At 66.7% G+C, this 16,307-nt stretch carries 17 protein-coding genes and 1 riboswitch; of the genes, 8 read left to right on the plus strand and 9 right to left on the minus strand.

The genetic code is table 11. From position 1 onward, the window contains the following. Positions 1-2: 2 nt before the first annotated feature. On the minus strand, positions 3-1,595 hold the full coding sequence (locus AC1DRE_RS03475) for an aminopeptidase P family protein (RefSeq protein ID WP_476983352.1): 1,593 nt from the start codon (positions 1,593-1,595) through the stop codon (positions 3-5). Between the two features lie 178 nt (positions 1,596-1,773). On the opposite strand from AC1DRE_RS03475, the gene AC1DRE_RS03480 reads away from it, so the two are divergent. Beyond that, the gene (locus AC1DRE_RS03480) at positions 1,774-2,199 is read left to right on the plus strand and encodes an ester cyclase (protein WP_476983353.1); all 426 of its coding nucleotides are present in this window, start codon (positions 1,774-1,776) and stop codon (positions 2,197-2,199) included. A gap of 28 nt (positions 2,200-2,227) precedes the next feature. Next, positions 2,228-3,076: a PHP domain-containing protein gene (locus AC1DRE_RS03485; protein ID WP_476983354.1), complete on the plus strand. Its 849-nt coding sequence runs from the start codon at positions 2,228-2,230 to the stop codon at positions 3,074-3,076. Positions 3,077-3,150: 74 nt separating this feature from the next. Here the strand turns inward: AC1DRE_RS03485 and AC1DRE_RS03490 are convergent, their stop codons facing one another. From AC1DRE_RS03490 to AC1DRE_RS03500, 3 genes are all read right to left on the minus strand, one after another. Continuing rightward, positions 3,151-4,023, minus strand: a complete 873-nt coding sequence (locus tag AC1DRE_RS03490) for a DNA-methyltransferase (RefSeq protein ID WP_476983355.1) — start codon at positions 4,021-4,023, stop codon at positions 3,151-3,153. A gap of 8 nt (positions 4,024-4,031) precedes the next feature. Beyond that, positions 4,032-5,762, minus strand: a complete 1,731-nt coding sequence (locus AC1DRE_RS03495) for a DEAD/DEAH box helicase (RefSeq protein ID WP_476983356.1) — start codon at positions 5,760-5,762, stop codon at positions 4,032-4,034. A gap of 290 nt (positions 5,763-6,052) precedes the next feature. Next, positions 6,053-7,525: an RNB domain-containing ribonuclease gene (locus AC1DRE_RS03500; RefSeq protein WP_476983357.1), complete on the minus strand. Its 1,473-nt coding sequence runs from the start codon at positions 7,523-7,525 to the stop codon at positions 6,053-6,055. A gap of 41 nt (positions 7,526-7,566) precedes the next feature. Between AC1DRE_RS03500 and AC1DRE_RS03505 the strand changes: the two genes are divergently transcribed. After that, positions 7,567-8,241 carry a ferritin-like domain-containing protein gene (locus AC1DRE_RS03505; protein WP_476983358.1) on the plus strand — a complete coding sequence of 225 codons (675 nt, stop codon included), beginning with the start codon at positions 7,567-7,569 and terminating at the stop codon, positions 8,239-8,241. On the opposite strand, the gene thiE is transcribed toward AC1DRE_RS03505, so the two are convergent. Beyond that, positions 8,238-8,957, minus strand: coding sequence for a thiamine phosphate synthase (gene thiE, locus AC1DRE_RS03510; RefSeq protein ID WP_476983359.1), 720 nt, complete (start codon positions 8,955-8,957; stop codon positions 8,238-8,240). The two genes, AC1DRE_RS03505 and thiE, sit on opposite strands and share 4 nt — an antisense overlap. Positions 8,958-8,983: 26 nt before the next feature. Further along, a riboswitch (TPP riboswitch) is annotated at positions 8,984-9,103 on the plus strand. Between thiE and thiO the strand changes: the two genes are divergently transcribed. The 4 genes from thiO to AC1DRE_RS03530 all read left to right on the plus strand — a co-directional run bounded on the left by thiO (position 9,090) and on the right by AC1DRE_RS03530 (position 12,147). Beyond that, complete coding sequence (gene thiO, locus AC1DRE_RS03515; protein WP_476983360.1) at positions 9,090-10,397, plus strand: glycine oxidase ThiO; 1,308 nt, start codon at positions 9,090-9,092, stop codon at positions 10,395-10,397. (Overlaps the previous riboswitch by 14 nt.) Further along, a complete protein-coding gene (gene thiS, locus AC1DRE_RS03520) occupies positions 10,394-10,630 on the plus strand; it encodes a sulfur carrier protein ThiS (RefSeq protein WP_104172186.1) in 237 nt (78 codons plus the stop codon). The genes thiO and thiS overlap by 4 nt, the downstream gene beginning before the upstream one ends. Before the next feature lie 5 nt (positions 10,631-10,635). Next, a complete protein-coding gene (locus AC1DRE_RS03525; RefSeq protein WP_476983361.1) occupies positions 10,636-11,451 on the plus strand; it encodes a thiazole synthase in 816 nt (271 codons plus the stop codon). A gap of 30 nt (positions 11,452-11,481) precedes the next feature. Beyond that, positions 11,482-12,147: a 4a-hydroxytetrahydrobiopterin dehydratase gene (locus tag AC1DRE_RS03530; RefSeq protein ID WP_104172188.1), complete on the plus strand. Its 666-nt coding sequence runs from the start codon at positions 11,482-11,484 to the stop codon at positions 12,145-12,147. A 31-nt stretch (positions 12,148-12,178) separates the two neighbouring features. Here AC1DRE_RS03530 and AC1DRE_RS03535 read toward each other — a convergent pair whose 3' ends face one another. The 3 genes from AC1DRE_RS03535 to AC1DRE_RS03545 are packed head-to-tail and all read right to left on the minus strand — an operon-like array spanning position 12,179 to position 13,492. Continuing rightward, the gene (locus tag AC1DRE_RS03535; RefSeq protein WP_104172189.1) at positions 12,179-12,481 is read right to left on the minus strand and encodes a hypothetical protein; all 303 of its coding nucleotides are present in this window, start codon (positions 12,479-12,481) and stop codon (positions 12,179-12,181) included. Between the two features lie 48 nt (positions 12,482-12,529). Then, positions 12,530-12,754, minus strand: a complete 225-nt coding sequence (locus AC1DRE_RS03540; RefSeq protein WP_476983362.1) for a DUF3107 domain-containing protein — start codon at positions 12,752-12,754, stop codon at positions 12,530-12,532. 51 nt (positions 12,755-12,805) lie between these two features. Next, a complete protein-coding gene (locus AC1DRE_RS03545) occupies positions 12,806-13,492 on the minus strand; it encodes a TetR/AcrR family transcriptional regulator (RefSeq protein ID WP_476983363.1) in 687 nt (228 codons plus the stop codon). A 66-nt stretch (positions 13,493-13,558) separates the two neighbouring features. Between AC1DRE_RS03545 and moeB the strand changes: the two genes are divergently transcribed. Next, positions 13,559-14,758, plus strand: a complete 1,200-nt coding sequence (gene moeB / locus AC1DRE_RS03550) for a molybdopterin-synthase adenylyltransferase MoeB (protein WP_476983364.1) — start codon at positions 13,559-13,561, stop codon at positions 14,756-14,758. A 129-nt stretch (positions 14,759-14,887) separates the two neighbouring features. Here moeB and AC1DRE_RS03555 read toward each other — a convergent pair whose 3' ends face one another. Then, positions 14,888-16,228 (minus strand): glutamyl-tRNA reductase, encoded by a 1,341-nt coding sequence (locus AC1DRE_RS03555; protein ID WP_476983365.1) that lies wholly within the window; start codon positions 16,226-16,228, stop codon positions 14,888-14,890. Positions 16,229-16,307: the final 79 nt, after the last annotated feature.

Here is a 16,307-nt window from a genome sequence, read left to right on the forward strand (position 1 = left end):
GCTTAGGGCTGCTGCTGCTCGATTTCCTGGTAAATGCCCGCCATCCAGGACTCGATGTCGTCGGCCTTGCGGGGGAGGGCCGCACTGAGGTTGACCGGACCGTCTGCAGTCATCAGGATGTCGTCCTCGATCCGGACGCCGATGCCGCGGTACTCCGCGGGAATCGCGAGGTCTTCGTTCTTGAAGTACAGACCGGGCTCGATCGTGAACACCATGCCGGGGGTGAGGACACCGTCCAGGTAGAGCTCGCGCTTGGCCTGGGCGCAGTCGTGCACGTCGAGGCCGAGGTGGTGGCTGGTGCCGTGGGGCATCCAGCGTCGGTGCTGCTGGCCCTCGGGGCTGATGGCCTCCTCGACGGACACCGGCAGCAGGCCCCACTCGGCCAGGCGCTCAGCCAGGACGGTGGTGGCAGCCGTGTGGATGTCCCGGAACTTGGTGCCCGGCAGGGCCGCGGCGAAGCCGGCGTCCGCAGCGTCCAGGACAGCTTCGTAGACCTTCCGCTGGACGTCGGTGAAGGTCCCGTTGGCCGGCAGCGTACGGGTGACGTCGGCGGTGTAGAGGGAATCAGCTTCAACGCCCGCGTCCAGCAGCAGCAGTTCACCGGCGTTGACCGTGCCCGTGTTCCGGGTCCAGTGCAGAACCGTGGCGTTGTTGCCCGAGGCCGCGATGGTGTCATACCCCAGCTCGTTGCCTTCTTCCCTGGCACGGGCGAAGAAGGCGCCTTCGACCACGCGTTCGCCGCGCTGGTGCGTCAGTGCGCGCGGAAGGGCCTTGACCACTTCGGTGAACCCTTCCACCGTGGCAGCCACGGCGATCTGCATCTGCTCGACCTCCCACTGGTCCTTGAGCAGGCGGAGCTCGGAGAGGGCTTCCGTGAGCTTCTCGTCGAGGGCGTCGAGTACGCCGAGGTCCAGGTTGTCCGGGTCCTTGGCCGTGTTGTACCGGGCAGTGTCCACGAGGGCGTCGATGTTCTCGTCCACCTTGCGCACCAGCCGGATGGAGATGCCGCCGATTTCGGGGGCGCCCACATTCTTGGTGATGGCGAGTTCAAGTTCGTCGATGTGCGCCGTGGCGAGGCCCAGCCTCCGTTCGAATTCCGCGAGCGTGGGCCGCGGACCGATCCAGAATTCGCCGGAACGGGAGTCGGCGTAGAACTGTTCCGTGTCGCGGCCGGCCAGGGGACGGAAGTAAAGCGTAGCGCGGTGGTTCCCGCCGTCGTCGCCCTTTCCTTCTTCAACCGGTTCCAGGATGAGTACAGCGTCCGGCTCGTGGTCCAGGCCCAGGCCGGTCAGGTGCGCGAAGCCGGAGTGGGGGCGGAAGCGGTAGTCGCAGTCGTTGGAGCGGACCTTCAGCGGCCCCGCGGGGACCACCAGGCGTTCGCCTTTGAACAGGTCTGAAATGGTGCGGCGTCGTTTGGCGGCGTGGTCGGCGACGGCGTCCCGATCGGGGAGCTCTTGTGCCGACGGCGCCCAATTGCTGGCCATAAAGGCCTTGAAGGCGTCGGAACTGGGCCGCTGCGAGCGGTTGTTGACGCGCTCTTCGAGGGGCTGGTTTGAGGTAGTTTCGCCGTTGTAGGCGTTATCTGCATCGTTCACCGTCCCATAGTCTCACCAGCGGAGCGGCTTAGGCCAACGGTGGGAACGGTCACTCCAGCCCGTGGGTACGGGCCTTAAAGGGTGGGCTCCCGCGTGGCCGCGTTTGGGTCTACGATGTGCACCCACGGGGAATGTCCGTCAACGGGACGGGCGTCCGTGAACAACCGGAAAGACAGCCATGGAAACGGACGACAACAAGGCTCTTATCAGACGGTTCTACGAAGAAATCGACGCCGGAAACATCGACGCGATGGATGAGTTGGTTGCGGAGGATTATCTTGACCACAACCCTCCGTTTCCAGGCATGCCGGGCGGACGGGAGGGCCTGAAGGCGGCCTTCCGGATTTTCTGGACGGCGACTCCCGGGCGGCACGAGATCGAGGACCAGATCGCCGAGGGCGACAAGGTGGTAACCCGGCTGACTGCGTCCGGAACCCACGTGGCCGAGCTTCCGGGTCCCCTCCCCGCGACAGGTGCGGAGTTGCGGGAGACCGCTGTGGCAGTGCACCGGATCGAGCGGGGGCGGATCGTCGAGCACTGGTCCAACAGGGATGACCTGGCCCTCATGCAGCAGCTCGGCGTAATCCATCTGCCCGGGGCATGACTGCGGCACCATCTACTAGGCTGGGCAAGTGAGGATTGATCTGCATGCCCACTCGAATGTTTCCGACGGCACGGAGGCGCCCGCAACGGTGATGGAAGCCGCGGCAGCGGCGGGCCTTGACGTGGTGGCACTGACCGACCATGACTCCACCGACGGCTGGGCCGAGGCCTCCCTGGCGGCCCGCGCGGAAGGCGTCGCCCTCGTGCCGGGCATGGAGATTTCCTGCCGGACCGATGAGGGCATCAGCGTCCACCTCCTCAGCTACCTCCATGACCCCGCACATCCGGGCCTGCTGGAGGAGATCACCAAGGCCAAGGACGCGCGGCTCACCCGGGCTGAACGCATGGTCACCCTCCTGGCCGAGGACTACCCGCTGAGCTGGGACGACGTCATCCACCACGTGGCACCGGGCGCAACGCTGGGCCGGCCGCATATTGCCGACGCCCTGGTGGCGGCAGGAGTGGTTGCGGACCGGACCGAGGCCTTCGCGTCCATCCTGACGTCCCACTCCCGGTACTTCGTTCAGCACTACGCTCCGGATCCGGCTGTGGCCGTGGCACTTGTCCGGGCGGCGGGCGGCGTGCCGGTGTTCGCCCACCCGGTGGCGTCCGCGCGCGGCCGTGTGGTGGGCAGACGGACCTACCTGGAAATGATCGACGCCGGCCTGGCCGGCCTGGAGGTCGAACACCGCGACAACCCTGAAGACGGACGGGCCTACCTGCGTGCGCTCGCCGCGGAGCACGGCCTGCTGGTGACGGGATCCTCGGACTACCACGGGACGGGCAAGCCGAACCTGCTGGGCGAGAACCTGACCTCCCCGGAGGTCCTGGCGAGGATCGAAGAGCAGGCGACCGGCACCGCCGTCGTGCGTCCGTGAACTCTGCCGTTTCCTACCCCAACTAGGTAGCAGCAGGTGTCGTTTTGGGCGGCCAAAACGACACCTGCTGCTACCTAGTTGGGCGGGAACGACGTGAATGTCGCGTGCGCTGCGAGGCGGCCCGCCATGACGTCGATGGCCGGCTGGTTCTGGTCCACGCAGACGAATTTCCGGCCAAGCTTGGCGGCCACGGCTCCGAGCGTGCCGGATCCGGCGAAGAAGTCCAGGCACCAGTCACCCGGACGGCTTGAGGCGGCCACCACGCGGCGGATCAGGCCCTCGGGCTTCTGCGTCGGGTAGCCGGTCTTCTCCTTGCCGGTGGGGGAGACGATGGTGTGCCACCAGACGTCCGTTGGCAGCTTGCCCAGTTCCCTCTTTTCGGGAGTCACCAGGCCGGGTGCCATATACGGTTCGCGGTCCACTTCGGCGCTGTCGAAGTGGTACTTGGCCGGGTTCTTGACGTACACGAGGATGTTGTCGTGCTTGGTGGGCCAGCGGAACTTGGCGCGGGCGCCGTAGTCGTAGGCCCAGATGATTTCGTTCAGGAAGCACTCGCGGCCAAAGATGGCATCCAGCATCACTTTGGCGTAGTGCACTTCCCGGTAGTCCAGGTGGAGGTACAGGGTGCCGTCGTCGGCAAGCAGCCGCCAGGCTTCCACGAGCCTTGGTTCCAGGAAGGACCAGTAGTCGCTGAACGCGTCGTCGTAGCTGTGCAGGGCGCCCTTGATCGTGTCGTAGGAGCGGCCCTTGAAGCCTACGCGGTCGCCGTCGCCGTCCGCGTTGCGCACCATGGTTGTCTGCTGGCGGCGCTGGGAGCGGCCCGTGTTAAAGGGCGGGTCGACGTAAATGAGTGTGAAGGCGCCGTCCGGCAGCGTTGGCAGGTACTCCGCGTTGTCCGCGTGTACCACCAGGTTGCTGCCGTCCGGCGCCCAGACGGTGTCAGTCATTGAGGGGGTTAGGCCTCGGTGTTGCCACGTTGCGCGCCGTCCTGCGCTGCGTTTCCGCCGGCCACCACTTCGCCGTTGCGGCGGCGCGTGCGCGTGCGGCGGCGGGCGCGGGTGGCGCGGTCCACCTCGGCCGGCGCGGAAGCCGACGCGACCACGGGTGCCGCCTCGGCTGCCGGAGCGGCTGCGGTGCTGCTGTCGGAAGTACGACGACGGCGGTCCCCGGAGCGTCCGGCGGCCTCGCTGCCGCTGCGGCGGGTATCGCGCCCGCCTGTGCGTCCGCTGTCCCGTCCGGCTCCGCGGGCACCGTCCTTTGCGTTGTCGCGGCCGCTGTCCCTTGCGCCGCCGCGCCCGGGCTTTTTGCCGGTCTCGCCCAGATCCTCCAGGACCTCGGCATCGACACCGGCCAGCACCCGCTTGTCGCGGGGCAGCCGGCCCTTGGTGCCTTCGGGGATGTCCAGCTCTTCGAACAGGTGCGGCGAGGAGGAGTAGGTTTCCACCGGCTCGGGCACGCTCAGGCCAAGGGCCTTGTTGATCAGGCCCCAGCGCGGCATGTCGTCCCAGTCAACGAACGTGACGGCTGTGCCCTTGTTGCCGGCGCGTCCGGTGCGCCCTACGCGGTGCAGGTAGATCTTCTCGTCTTCGACGCACTGGTAGTTGATCACGTGCGTCACGTCGTCCACGTCGATGCCGCGAGCAGCGACGTCCGTGGCCACCAGGACATCAACCTTGTTGTTGCGGAAGGCCCGGAGGGCCTGCTCGCGGGCACCCTGGCCGAGGTCGCCGTGGATGGCGGCCGCAGCGAAGCCGCGATCCACCAGTTCCTCGGACACCTTGGCGGCGGTGCGCTTGGTCTTGGTGAAGATGATGGTGCGTCCGCGGCCGCGGGCCTGCAGGATGCGCGATACGACCTCGATCTTGTCCATGCTGTGCGCGCGGTAGATGAGCTGGCGGATGTCCCGCTTCGTGAGGCCCTCGTCGTCCGGGTCGGCTGCACGGATGTGGGTGGGCTGGGTCATGTAGCGTCGGGCCATTGCGATGACCGGGCCGGGCATCGTTGCGGAGAACAGCAGGGTCTGACGGACGGCCGGGGTTCCGGCGATCAGCGTCTCGACATCGGGCAGGAAGCCGAGGTCCAGCATTTCGTCGGCCTCGTCGAGGATGACGATCTTGACGTTCTTCAGGCTCAGGTGCTTCTGCTTGTACAGGTCGATCAGGCGGCCGGGCGTACCGACAACAACCTCGACGCCCTTCTGCAGGGCATCCACCTGGGGCTCATAGGCGCGGCCGCCGTAAATCGTGGCGATGCGGGCGTTGCGCTTCTTGGCGGCGTTCTCCAGGTCCTTGGCCACCTGGACGGCCAGTTCACGGGTCGGCACAATCACGAGTGCCTGCGGGGCGCCCGGGACTGCCAGCTTGTCGAAGCCGGGGTCGTCGCGGCCCACGACGCGCTGCAGCGCGGGGATGCCGAAGCCCAGGGTCTTGCCGGTGCCGGTCTTGGCCTGGCCGATGATGTCGTGGCCGGCAAGTGCCACCGGCAGGGTCATCGCCTGGATCGGGAAGGGGTGGGTGATCCCGGCATCGGCCAGGGATTCCACGATGTCGGCGCGGACGTTGAAGTCGGCGAAGGACTTCTCCTCGATCTCATGAGGTTTTTCGTCCGAGATGATGGTCTCTTCCGGCTCGATCGATTCCGTTCCGGAGTCGTCGGTCAGAAGCTGGTGCGTGTGCAATTCACTCACAGGGGAGTTTCCTTATTCATTTGGGCATTGGCGCCGCCTGCTCAACGGGGCCGGCCGCAAGGCCGTTCCGGAGCACGCTCGAGCGCGCAAGCAAATCCAGTGGAAGCCGATCGCGGGCTATCTAAATGCTGGCACTGGGGACCAGCTGGTGTGTCTCAAGATCGCGTAGGGGCGGGCTTGTTGAATTCGTAAATCAAGGAAATCAACGACCGGGCATCCATTACTACTCACTCAGTCTAGCCGTTGAGCGCAACCATCCCCGACTGACGCCCCCGGGCACGCCGCGCAAGTCAGTCCACCAGTTCCAGCTTGATCTCCCGCGTGGCGATGTCCGAAGAGAGCAGCCTGACCCGCACGGTGGTGCCGGATTCGAGCTCGCCGGGGCACCTGGCCGTCACCGCGGGGTCGGCGATCTGGATGATGCCGGACGGTCCGTTGCCGTTCCCGTTGCCGCCGTTGCCGTTCGGCTTGCCCGGTTTCGACCCCGAGATGACCACCGCGTCGAACTCCTGCCCGACGTGGTTGATGAGCAGGGCCGCCTCCACCGTGTCGAGGGCAAGGCGTTCCATCCGCGCTGCCAGCTGGTCCGAGGCGGCCATGATCTCCGGCAGGGAGGGGAGTGCCTCCCGGGCCCAGCCGGGAACAGCCGTGCGGTTGCTCAGCGCTTCACAGATCACCAGGACAAAACGGTCGATCAGCCGGCGCAGCGGGGCAGTGGTGTGCGCATATGCCGCCCCGATGGCCGACTGGATGGCGTCATCCGGAACGGTGCCGTCAAAGGGCGTGTAGCCGGCGCCCCGGAACAGCATCCCGGCGGAGTGCATGATGGCCAGCTGCTGCGGGTCGGTGGGATCAAGGGACCGGAGGTACTCGCCGTAGCTGGCCTGGCCGTCCCAGGGCTTTCCCAGGGCGTGCGTCTGCCGCTTGAAATGCAGGAGGGAGCGTTCGTCCGGCGCCGGCATGGTGCGCAGGATGCCCACCTTGCCCTCGAGCATCAGGTCCGCGGCCGCCATGCCCGTCATCAGGGAGATCTGCGCGTTCCAGTCCTCCACCGGGAGGGAAGGCGCGGCGACGATGCGGTAGCCGCCGTCGGGCAGTTGCTCGATTTCCTGGTCCGGCATGTTCAGGCTGGCGCCCCCGCGCAGCCTCTCCAGTTCCACGCGTTTGAGCCCCACCTCCTTGAGGAGCTGCAGGACCGGGCCGGCCGCGCCCGAATCGAGGTCCTCCTGGACGCTCCTGTAGCTGAGTTTCGCCCGGCTCTGGATCCTGGCCCGGCGCACCAGCACGGACTGCACATGCGCCGCCTGATCCAGCTCGAACTCCCAGACGAACGCGGCGCACAGTTGGCCCGCCAGCAGGCTGCCGGCACTCTCGCTGATGATTTCCGGATGGAGCGGGATCCGCCCGTCGGGGGCGTAGAAGGTCTGCCCGCGGCGGCGGGTTTCGGCGTCGAGTGCCCCGCCTGGCTGCACGAAGGATGGCACATCGGCGATGGCATAGAGGACCTTGTAGCCACCGCCGGACCGTTCAATGAACAGGGCCTGGTCCAGGTCTGTCGAGGAAGGGGGATCGATGGTCAGGAATTCCACGTCCGTGAGGTCGAAGTCAGGCATCTTGTGCTCCGCAATGGCCGCCAGCGCATCCTGAAGGGCATCATCAGGGAAGGGGCCGGGAAGCTCTAATTCCGTCCGGAGCGCGTGCAGCGCCTCGGCCAGACGGTTGGTCTGCTCGTGGACACTTGGAGACAGGCGATGATGTGACACGAAAGTCAGATTAGCTCGAATTGCGCCATTAGTCTTGGCTGATGAGCTCATCCCCGGCTGACACCGCTCGTTACAACCGCTTCGTCGCAGACCTGTTCGGAATGATGGCCTACGGGGAGCTGTCGGCCTTCGAGAGGTTCTCCGCGGACGCGCGGTATTCGCCCACCCTCCACGACCGCGCCGTACTTGGCAGGATTGCCGTGGTTGAGTTCCGGCACTACGAGCTGGTGAGCTCCCGGCTGGCCAGTATGAACATCGATGCCGAGGACGCCATGCTGCCGTTCCAGGCTGCCGTGGACTACTTCCACTCGCGGACACGCCCGGCGGACTGGTTCGAATCCCTGATGAAGGCCTACGTCATCGACACGGTCTCAGCCGACTTTTACCGGGCCATCTCGCAGTATGTGGATTCCGCCACGCGCGAACTCATAGAACAGATCCAGGACTCCGAAGAGACCACCGAGGTCCTTCGCGAACGGCTCAAAAGCGCCCTGGCCGATGACCCCAGGCTCGCGTCGAGACTTGCGCTCTGGGGCAGGCGGCTGCTGGGCGAAGCATTGACCCAGGCACAGCGCGTCAGCTACGAGCACGCCTTCCTGGCAAGCCTGATCGGCGGCGAGGACAACGCCACAGCGAAAGAGCTGGTCAGCGGGCTGATCTCCGGCCTGGCGCGGAACCATTCACGGCGTATGACGCAGCTCGGCCTGACCGGCTAGACGTCCTGCTGGCCGGCGTCGAGCGCCTCCAACAGCGACTTGGCCGCTGCGGCCGGGTCGTCTGCCTCGGTAATGGCGCGGACCACCACGATGCGCTGCGCTCCGGCAGCCACGACTTGTTCAACGCTGCCCAGGTCGATGCCGCCGATGGCGAACCACGGCAGCGGCGAACCGCCAGCGGTCGCTCCATCCGCGCGGTCAGCTGTTTTGCCTGTTGTTTTGCCGATGGCACTGGCCGCGTAGCGGACCAGGTCGAGGCCGACGGCGGCCCGGCCCGGCTTGGTGGGAGTGGCCCACACCGGCCCCACGCAGAAGTAGTCCAGTCCGCCGGGACCGGCAGAGTCGGCGATGGCGGCGTCGATCTGCTCCGGGCTGTGGGTTGACAGGCCGATCACGGCGTCATCGCCGAGGAATTTCCGGGCCGAAGCCAGGGGAAGGTCCTTCTGCCCGATGTGGAGAACCGGGGCGCCGGCGAGCGAGGCGATGTCGGCGCGGTCGTTGACCGACCACAGCCGGCCGTGGCGGCGTGCCGCAGCCTCCAGCACTTCAAGCAGCTCGAGCTCTTCGGCGGCCTCCAGGTTCTTGTCCCGGAGCTGGATGATGTCAACGCCGCCGGCATAGGCGGCATCGACGAAGTCCCCGAAATCGCCCCGGTCGGTGCGGGCATCGGTGCAGAGGTACAGGCGGGCGCTGGTGAGGACGGCGTGCTCGGTCATGTCACCAGCCTAGTTCCTCTAAACTGGGGTGGTACCGCGGGAGCCCGCCGCAGCTGTCACAAAGCTGCAGGGCTGAGAGGGCGTCAGAGCCGACCGCTTGACCTGATCCGGTTAGTACCGGCGTAGGGAAGGATGACAATGAACCCGCAACCCGCAGCAGGCCTTCCCGCCGCACGCGCCCGGGAAATCAACGCCGACGTCGCCGTCATCGGCGGAGGGGTCATCGGCCACGGCATCGCCTGGGAAGCCCGGCAGTCCGGCAGGTCCGTGGTGCTCATCGACGACGCACCGGGTACTGGCGCCAGTTGGGCCGCCGCCGGCATGCTGGCGCCCGTGAGCGAACTCCATTACCAGGAGGAACAGCTCCTGGAACTCATGCTCCACTCCTCGGGGCTGTGGCCCGCCTTCGCCGCAGGCCTCGAGGCGCAGGATACCGGCGCCGGAGCCGCCGGCACCGGCTACCTCACGACGTCGACCCTCGCCGTCGGGGCCGACGCCGCCGACCGCCGGGCGCTTGCCGACCTGCGGGGAGTCCAGCAGGCAAGCGGCCTCACAGTGGAACCGCTGACCGTCAGGGAAGCACGGGCCCGCGAGCCGCTGCTGAGCCCCGGGATCTCCTGCGCCTTCGACATTCCGGCCGACCACCAGGTGGATCCCCGCCGGCTCCTCGCCCTGATCGCAGAGTCCCTGGCAGGTACCGCCGTGCATGAGCGGGCCGCCGGCCTGCTCTGGGAGGACGGGCGGGTCAGCGGGGTCGGCCTGGCCGGGGGAGGCACCGTGAACGCCGGGGAGACCATCGTTGCCAACGGGCTGGGGTCTGCGGCACTGGGCGGGCTGCCACCAGGCCTGAGGCTGCCGCTCCGCCCGGTGTACGGTGACATCCTGCGCCTGCGTGTTCCCGCTTACCTGCAGCCGCTGGTGACATCAACTGTCCGCGGCATGGTCCACGGAATCCCCGTCTACATCGTTCCCCGGCAGGACGGAACGGTGGTGATCGGGGCGACGCAGCGCGAAGACGCCCTCGCCGCTGCGGACGTTGAAGGCACCGGCACTGAACCGGCGGCACCTGCCGAAACCGCCGTTTCAGCCGGCGGCGTCTACCAGCTGCTCCGCGACGCGCAGGTGCTGGTGCCGGCCGTCGCTGAACTGGAGCTCCTGGAAGCCACCGCCAGGGCCCGTCCGGGAACGCCGGACAACGCGCCGCTGCTGGGGCGGGTCGCGGACGCCCGCACCGGCCGGGACATTGAAGGGCTGATCATTGCCACCGGATTCTTCCGTCACGGCGTCCTGCTGACGCCTGCGGCCGCTGCCATCTGCAGGCAGCTGATGGACGGCAACGCCGACCCGCGCTGGGCGCCGTTCCGGCCTGACCGGTTCTCCCGTTTTCCGGCACCGTCCGCAACCACAGTCACAATTGACCCGAACAAGGAAACAGCATGAACATCAAACTGAACGGCACGGTCCACGCGGTCGACGACGGCGCGTCCGTCACCACCCTCATCAGCCAGGTCACCGGCAGGAACCTCGCCCCCAACGGGCAGGCTGCCGACGGCCAAAAACTGGGAGTGGCGGTTGCGAGAAACTCCGAGGTAGTGCCGCGCAGCCAGTGGTACGTCACGGCGCTCGCCGAGGGCGACGACGTCGAACTCGTTACAGCGGTACAGGGAGGTTGAGCATCATGGCAGGAAGTACTGTTGCCGGCACGGCACAGGCACAGCAGGCGGCGGACCCCTTCATTGTGGACGGTGTTCCGCTGGGGTCCCGGCTGATCATGGGCACCGGCGGTGCGCCCAGCCTGGACGGGCTGGGCGCGGCACTAATCGCTTCCGGCACGGAGCTGACCACCGTGGCCATGCGCCGCTACTCGCCGGCCGAAACAGGCTCGCTGTTCCAGCTCCTGGTGGACCACAACATTCGGGTCCTGCCCAACACCGCCGGGTGTTTCACGGCCAGGGACGCAGTCATGACGGCGGAACTGGCGCGGGAGGCGCTGGAAACGGACTGGGTCAAACTTGAAGTGATTGCCGACGAACACACGCTCCTGCCGGACGCCGTGGAGCTGGTGGACGCCACCGAGCAACTCGTCAACCGCGGGTTCAAGGTGTTCGCCTACACCAACGACGACCCCGTGCTGGCGCTGCGGCTGGAGAACCTCGGAGCCACCGCCGTGATGCCGCTCGGCTCACCCATCGGTACCGGCCTGGGCATCCTGAACCCGCACAACATCGAACTCATTGTTTCCCGCGCATCCGTTCCCGTGGTGCTGGACGCCGGCATCGGCACCGCGTCCGATGCGGCGCTCGCCATGGAACTGGGCTGCGACGCCGTCCTGCTGGCCACAGCGGTCACCCGGGCGCAGAACCCGGCGATGATGGGGGAGGCCTTCAAACACGCGGTCATCGCCGGTAGGCTGGCGAAAGCGGCCGGCCGGATTCCGCGTCGCGAGCATGCTCTGGCGTCGTCGGCCATGGAAGGCCGGGCGGAGTTCCTCTAGGCAGTCCGAGACCATCCAAGGGAGCCAACGGTGACCGGCAAGGAAGACGTTCTTACCCGACCACGGATTGACGCCGCGCTGGCGGACCTTCCCGACTGGAGGTACCGGCTGGGCGGCCTCGTGACCGTCTACAAGACGCCCACGGCGGCCGGTGCGCTGGAGCTGATTGCCGCCGTCGGGCGCCTGGCCGAGGAACAGAACCACCACCCGGACCTGGACTGGCGCTACAACAGGGTCTTCATCCGCTTCACGTCCCATGACGCCGGCACCGAGGTAACGCAGCGTGACGTGGCCGCCGCGGCGGCGGTCAGCCAGGCGGCCGCTGCTGCCGGGGCCGCCGCGGAACCGGGGCTATACCGGACAGTGGAGATCGTCATCGACACTGCCAATCCGGGCGAGATTTCGGAAGTCTGGCGGACGGCCCTTGGTTACCGGAAAGGCAGGTACGGGGACCTCGCTGACCCGTACGGCCGCGGGCCAGGGCTCTGGTTCCAGGAAACCGCCGCGCCAAACGAGAACCGCTTCCATCTGGACATCCACCGGAGCAAGGCGGAATCCGGCCCGGCATTGGAGAAAACCGCGGCAACCGGAGCATTAATGAACCGTGACCACGCACCCAACTGGGTGGTGGTCACGGATGCGCAGGGAAACCGGCTGTGCCTGTGCACCGAGGAAGGCCACGAACCGGACCTGTAGCCTGCGCCGCGTCCGGACCGGGACCCCGGCCCTAGAGCCTCAGCGCTGCCGTCAGCTGCTTCGTGTCGTGCAGGGCGCGCTTCCGGCCCAGGTACACCGCGGCGGCGAGTGCCGCCCCGGTGCCCAGGACCATGGGCAGCACCCACGGAATCCACGTCAGGCCGGGCTGGTAGCCAAGCCCTGCGGCAATGAAGATGATCCAGCTCAGCATCCCCACGGCGGTAGCCACTCCCGCCGGCAGGGCGATGCCGTACTTCGCGTGCCGCCGGTCGTTGGCCCAGACAACAAAGCCTGCGGCCACGGTGACCAGGGCCACGATTACCAGGGAAAGCATTCGGTGAACTCCTTGCTGCAGAGCGGGTGGGACAAGTGAAGCGGCAGCCTAGAGCTGGCCGAAACCGACGCGGCGGGCTTCCTCTGCCCCGATTTCAACGTAGCCCAGGACGTTGGCGGGAATGATGACCACACGGCCCTTGTCGTCAGTCAGGCGAAGTTCGGCGCCCTTGGCGATGGATGCCTCGACGAGCTTTGCCACAGCGTCAGCATCCTGAGCCGATTCCAGCACAATTTCGCGGCCGATGTTCTGAATGCCGATCTTTACTTCCACAGCGAGGCCTCCCAGCCAATCAAAGTTCTAAAGGTGTTCTCTATTTGTAGTCTAGGTTTCCTTGGGGAAGCGCGAGATTCCGCGCCAAGCTAAACGATAGATCAGGTCACTGGCTACATCGAGGTCCAGGTCTCCGTCCGTTTCGAGCCAGTACCGTGCACTGACCTGCGCCATGCCGGCGAGTCCGCGCCCCAGCAGCTGGGCCTCCAGAGGAGGCAGTTTGGTGTCTTCGGCGATTACGCGGGCCACGGCGTCGGCAAATGTCTTGTTGAACGTTTCCAGGCGCGAACTCACGTCGGGATCGTTGATGAGGTCCGACTCGAACACCAGACGGTGGGCCTGGTCGTCGCTGGCAATAAAGCGGTAGTAGGCCCGCATGACGGCCTGGACGCGCTCGTCATTGTCCGTGGTCGAGCTCAGGGCACCCAGCATCAGGTCAGTCAGTGAGCTCAGGTGGCTGTCCAGGAGGGCGAGGTAGAGCTCGCGCTTGGAAGGGAAATGCTGGTACAGCACCGGCTTGCTGACGTGGGCGGTCTCCGCGATCTCGTCCATGGCGGCTCCGTGGTAGCCGTTGGCGACGAACACTTCCTGGGCAGCCGCCAGCAGCTGGGCGCGACGTTCGTCACGCGGGAGCCTCGCCGAACGCGCACCGCCGGCCCGCGTCAGTCCCGCGGCTGCCTTCCCGGCCGGTGTCCGATCAACCGGTGCCTGATGAACCACTGTTGGCCTTCTTTCCATTGCAGTTACCTACACTTTACGCGCGGGTAATATGACCTGGCGGCATCTTCGGGCATACATTGAAGTATGGCTTCCATGTTCACCGCAACTGCTGTCCCTGCAACCCTGGATCCGCTCGTGGAACCGGCCGACGCACTGACTGCGGAAGAGGTCGAGCGGTATTCCCGCCACCTCATCATTCCCGAAATCGGCACGCTGGGCCAACGCCGGCTCAAGAACGCCAAGGTCCTGGTTATCGGGGCCGGCGGCCTGGGCTCGCCCGCCCTCCTCTACCTTGCCGCCGCGGGGGTGGGAACCTTGGGAATCATCGATGACGACGCCGTCGACCTGAGCAATCTGCAGCGCCAGGTGATCCACGGGGTTGCGGACGTGGGCCGGTCCAAGATCGAGTCAGCCCGGGACTCCATTGCTGCGCTGAACCCCCTGGTGGACGTGCAGCTCCACAACGTCCGGCTCGACGCCTCCAACGCACTGGAGCTGTTCGCCGGCTACGACATCATCCTCGACGGCGCGGACAACTTTGCCACCCGTTACCTGGTGAACGACGCCGCGGCCATCCTCGGAAAGCCCTACGTGTGGGGCTCCATTTTCCGGTTCGACGGCCAGGTCAGCGTTTTCTGGGAAAAGCACGGCCCTACCTACCGCGACCTCTACCCGGAGGCTCCGCCGGCCGGGTCGGTGCCGTCCTGCGGCGAAGGCGGCGTGTTCGGGATGCTGTGCGCCGCCGTGGGCTCGCTCATGGTGACCGAGGCAGTCAAGCTGATCACCGGCGTCGGGCGTTCCCTGTTGGGCCGTGTGGCGCTCTTTGACGCCCTCGGGGGCAGCTGGCGTGAGATCAAGGTGGCGCGGGACCCGGAGGCTGAGCGCGTCACTGAACTCACCGACTACGAGGCATTTTGCGGGATCGTTCCGGAGGCTGCCACAGCCAAGGAAAACACCGTCACGGCGACGCAACTGGCCACTATGCTGGCGTCGCGCAAAGCCGGCCTGAAGGACTTCGACCTCGTGGACGTCCGGGAGCCCGGCGAGCACGACATCGTCAGCATCGACGGCTCGGTCCTCATTCCGCAGGGCAGGATCCTCGCGGGGGAGGCCTGGGCCGAGCTGCCGCAGGACAGGGACATCGTGTTCCACTGCAAGGCCGGTACGCGTTCTGCAGCCGTCCTGGCCGCAGCGCGCAAGGCGGGATACCAGCGGGTCAGCCATCTCGACGGCGGCATCCTGGCCTGGGTACGGGAAGTGGAACCAGCGAAGCCGGTGTACTAGACGGTTGCCCTGTCACGACGCTCTCTCACTTTTCGCCCGCAATTCAACGACGCTCTCTCACTCTCTTGAAAGAAGTGAGAGAGCGTCGTGTAGAAACCTGCAAGAAGTGAGAGAGCGTCGCTCCGAGGGTCAGGCGGTTTCCCGCCGGGCATCGGCGGACGCCGGACCTGCCTGGCCGTGGTCCACCGGGCATTCTGCCGCCGGTGCGGCGGCGGGCTGCTCAACGGTAATGCCGTACAGCGCTTCCAGCGCGGCAATGTAGTGTTCCTGCTGGCCGTTGGAGGCGAGTTCACGGGCCCGGACCGTCGGGACATGCAGGAGCTGCTTGACCATCCTGCGCAGTGCGAACTCGACTTCCTCGGCGGCCGCCGTGCAGCCGTGGCGCGCCCGGACCTTCTCCATCTCCGCGTCCAGGACGTTCATGGTGTGGCGGCGCAGCGCAACGATGGCCGAGTCCACGGACCGCGCTTCGCGCTCCTGCTCGAAGGCTGTGGCGGCGCCGGAGACGATGCCGCTGGCCTGGGCCAGTGATTCCGCCTGCTCCTGGGGAGCGGCGAGCCGCACGGATTCGAGGGTGAGGAGCTCAACGCCGTCGAGCTCGCCGACAGCCGGATCGAAATCGTGGGTGAGCGCCAGGTCGATGGCGATCAGCGTCTGCGGTGAGTCCGCCCGCACCCGGGCGAGTTCGTCCGCTTCGACGCGGGTATCGGAGCCGCTGCACCCGATCATGACATCCGCTGCGGCCACGGCGGCGGGCAGCGAATCGGCGTCGAGCGCATTGCCGCCACGGGTGGCCACAAAGCCTTCGGCGCGTCCGGAGGAGGAAAAGACGGAGATGTCCTTGCAGCCGCGTTCGCGGAGCAGCGACATTGTGGCGCCGGCGTAGGCACCGGTGCCAAACACCACGGCCTTCTTGGTTGACCAGTCAGCGTTTTCGGACAGGTCCGTGGCGAGGTCCAGGGCCACCGAGACAATCGACAGTCCGCGTGAGCCGAGGGCTGTCTGAGCCCCGACGTCCTTCGCGGTCTTGGATGCGGCCTGGAACAGCCGGATGAGGCCGGAGCTGGCAGTACCTTCGTGCTGGGCGGTGATAAGGGCGCGTCGCACCTGGCCGGCGATTTCGCGTTCGCCCACCACGGCCGAATCCAGGCCCGAGCTCACGGCGAAGAGGTGCTGGCTGACTTCACCACCGGTGCGGGTGTTGAAGGACCGGGAGACGAGCTGTTCGTTGAGCCCGCTGCGTTCGCTGATCTGGGCGACGAGGGCGGCCCGTGCCGCTTCCACGTCGTCCGCATGGGACGCTTCGCCGTAAATTTCGAAGCGGTTGCAGGTGGCAAGCACCACCGCACCCGTCACTGCCGGCGACCCGGAGAGTGCGGATGTAGCCAGCTCGGAAGCGCCGGTGCTCAGTTGAGCAACGGTCTCGAGGTCGATGTCGGCGTGTGTAGCCACCAATGAGAAAAGAACCACAGCATCACAATCATAGCTTTTTCGTTGAGGTGTAGAACAACTATGCGCCGTGGGAAAGACCACGGCGCCCTGTGATTCC

The organism is Arthrobacter sp. P4_H3, assembly GCF_056400885.1.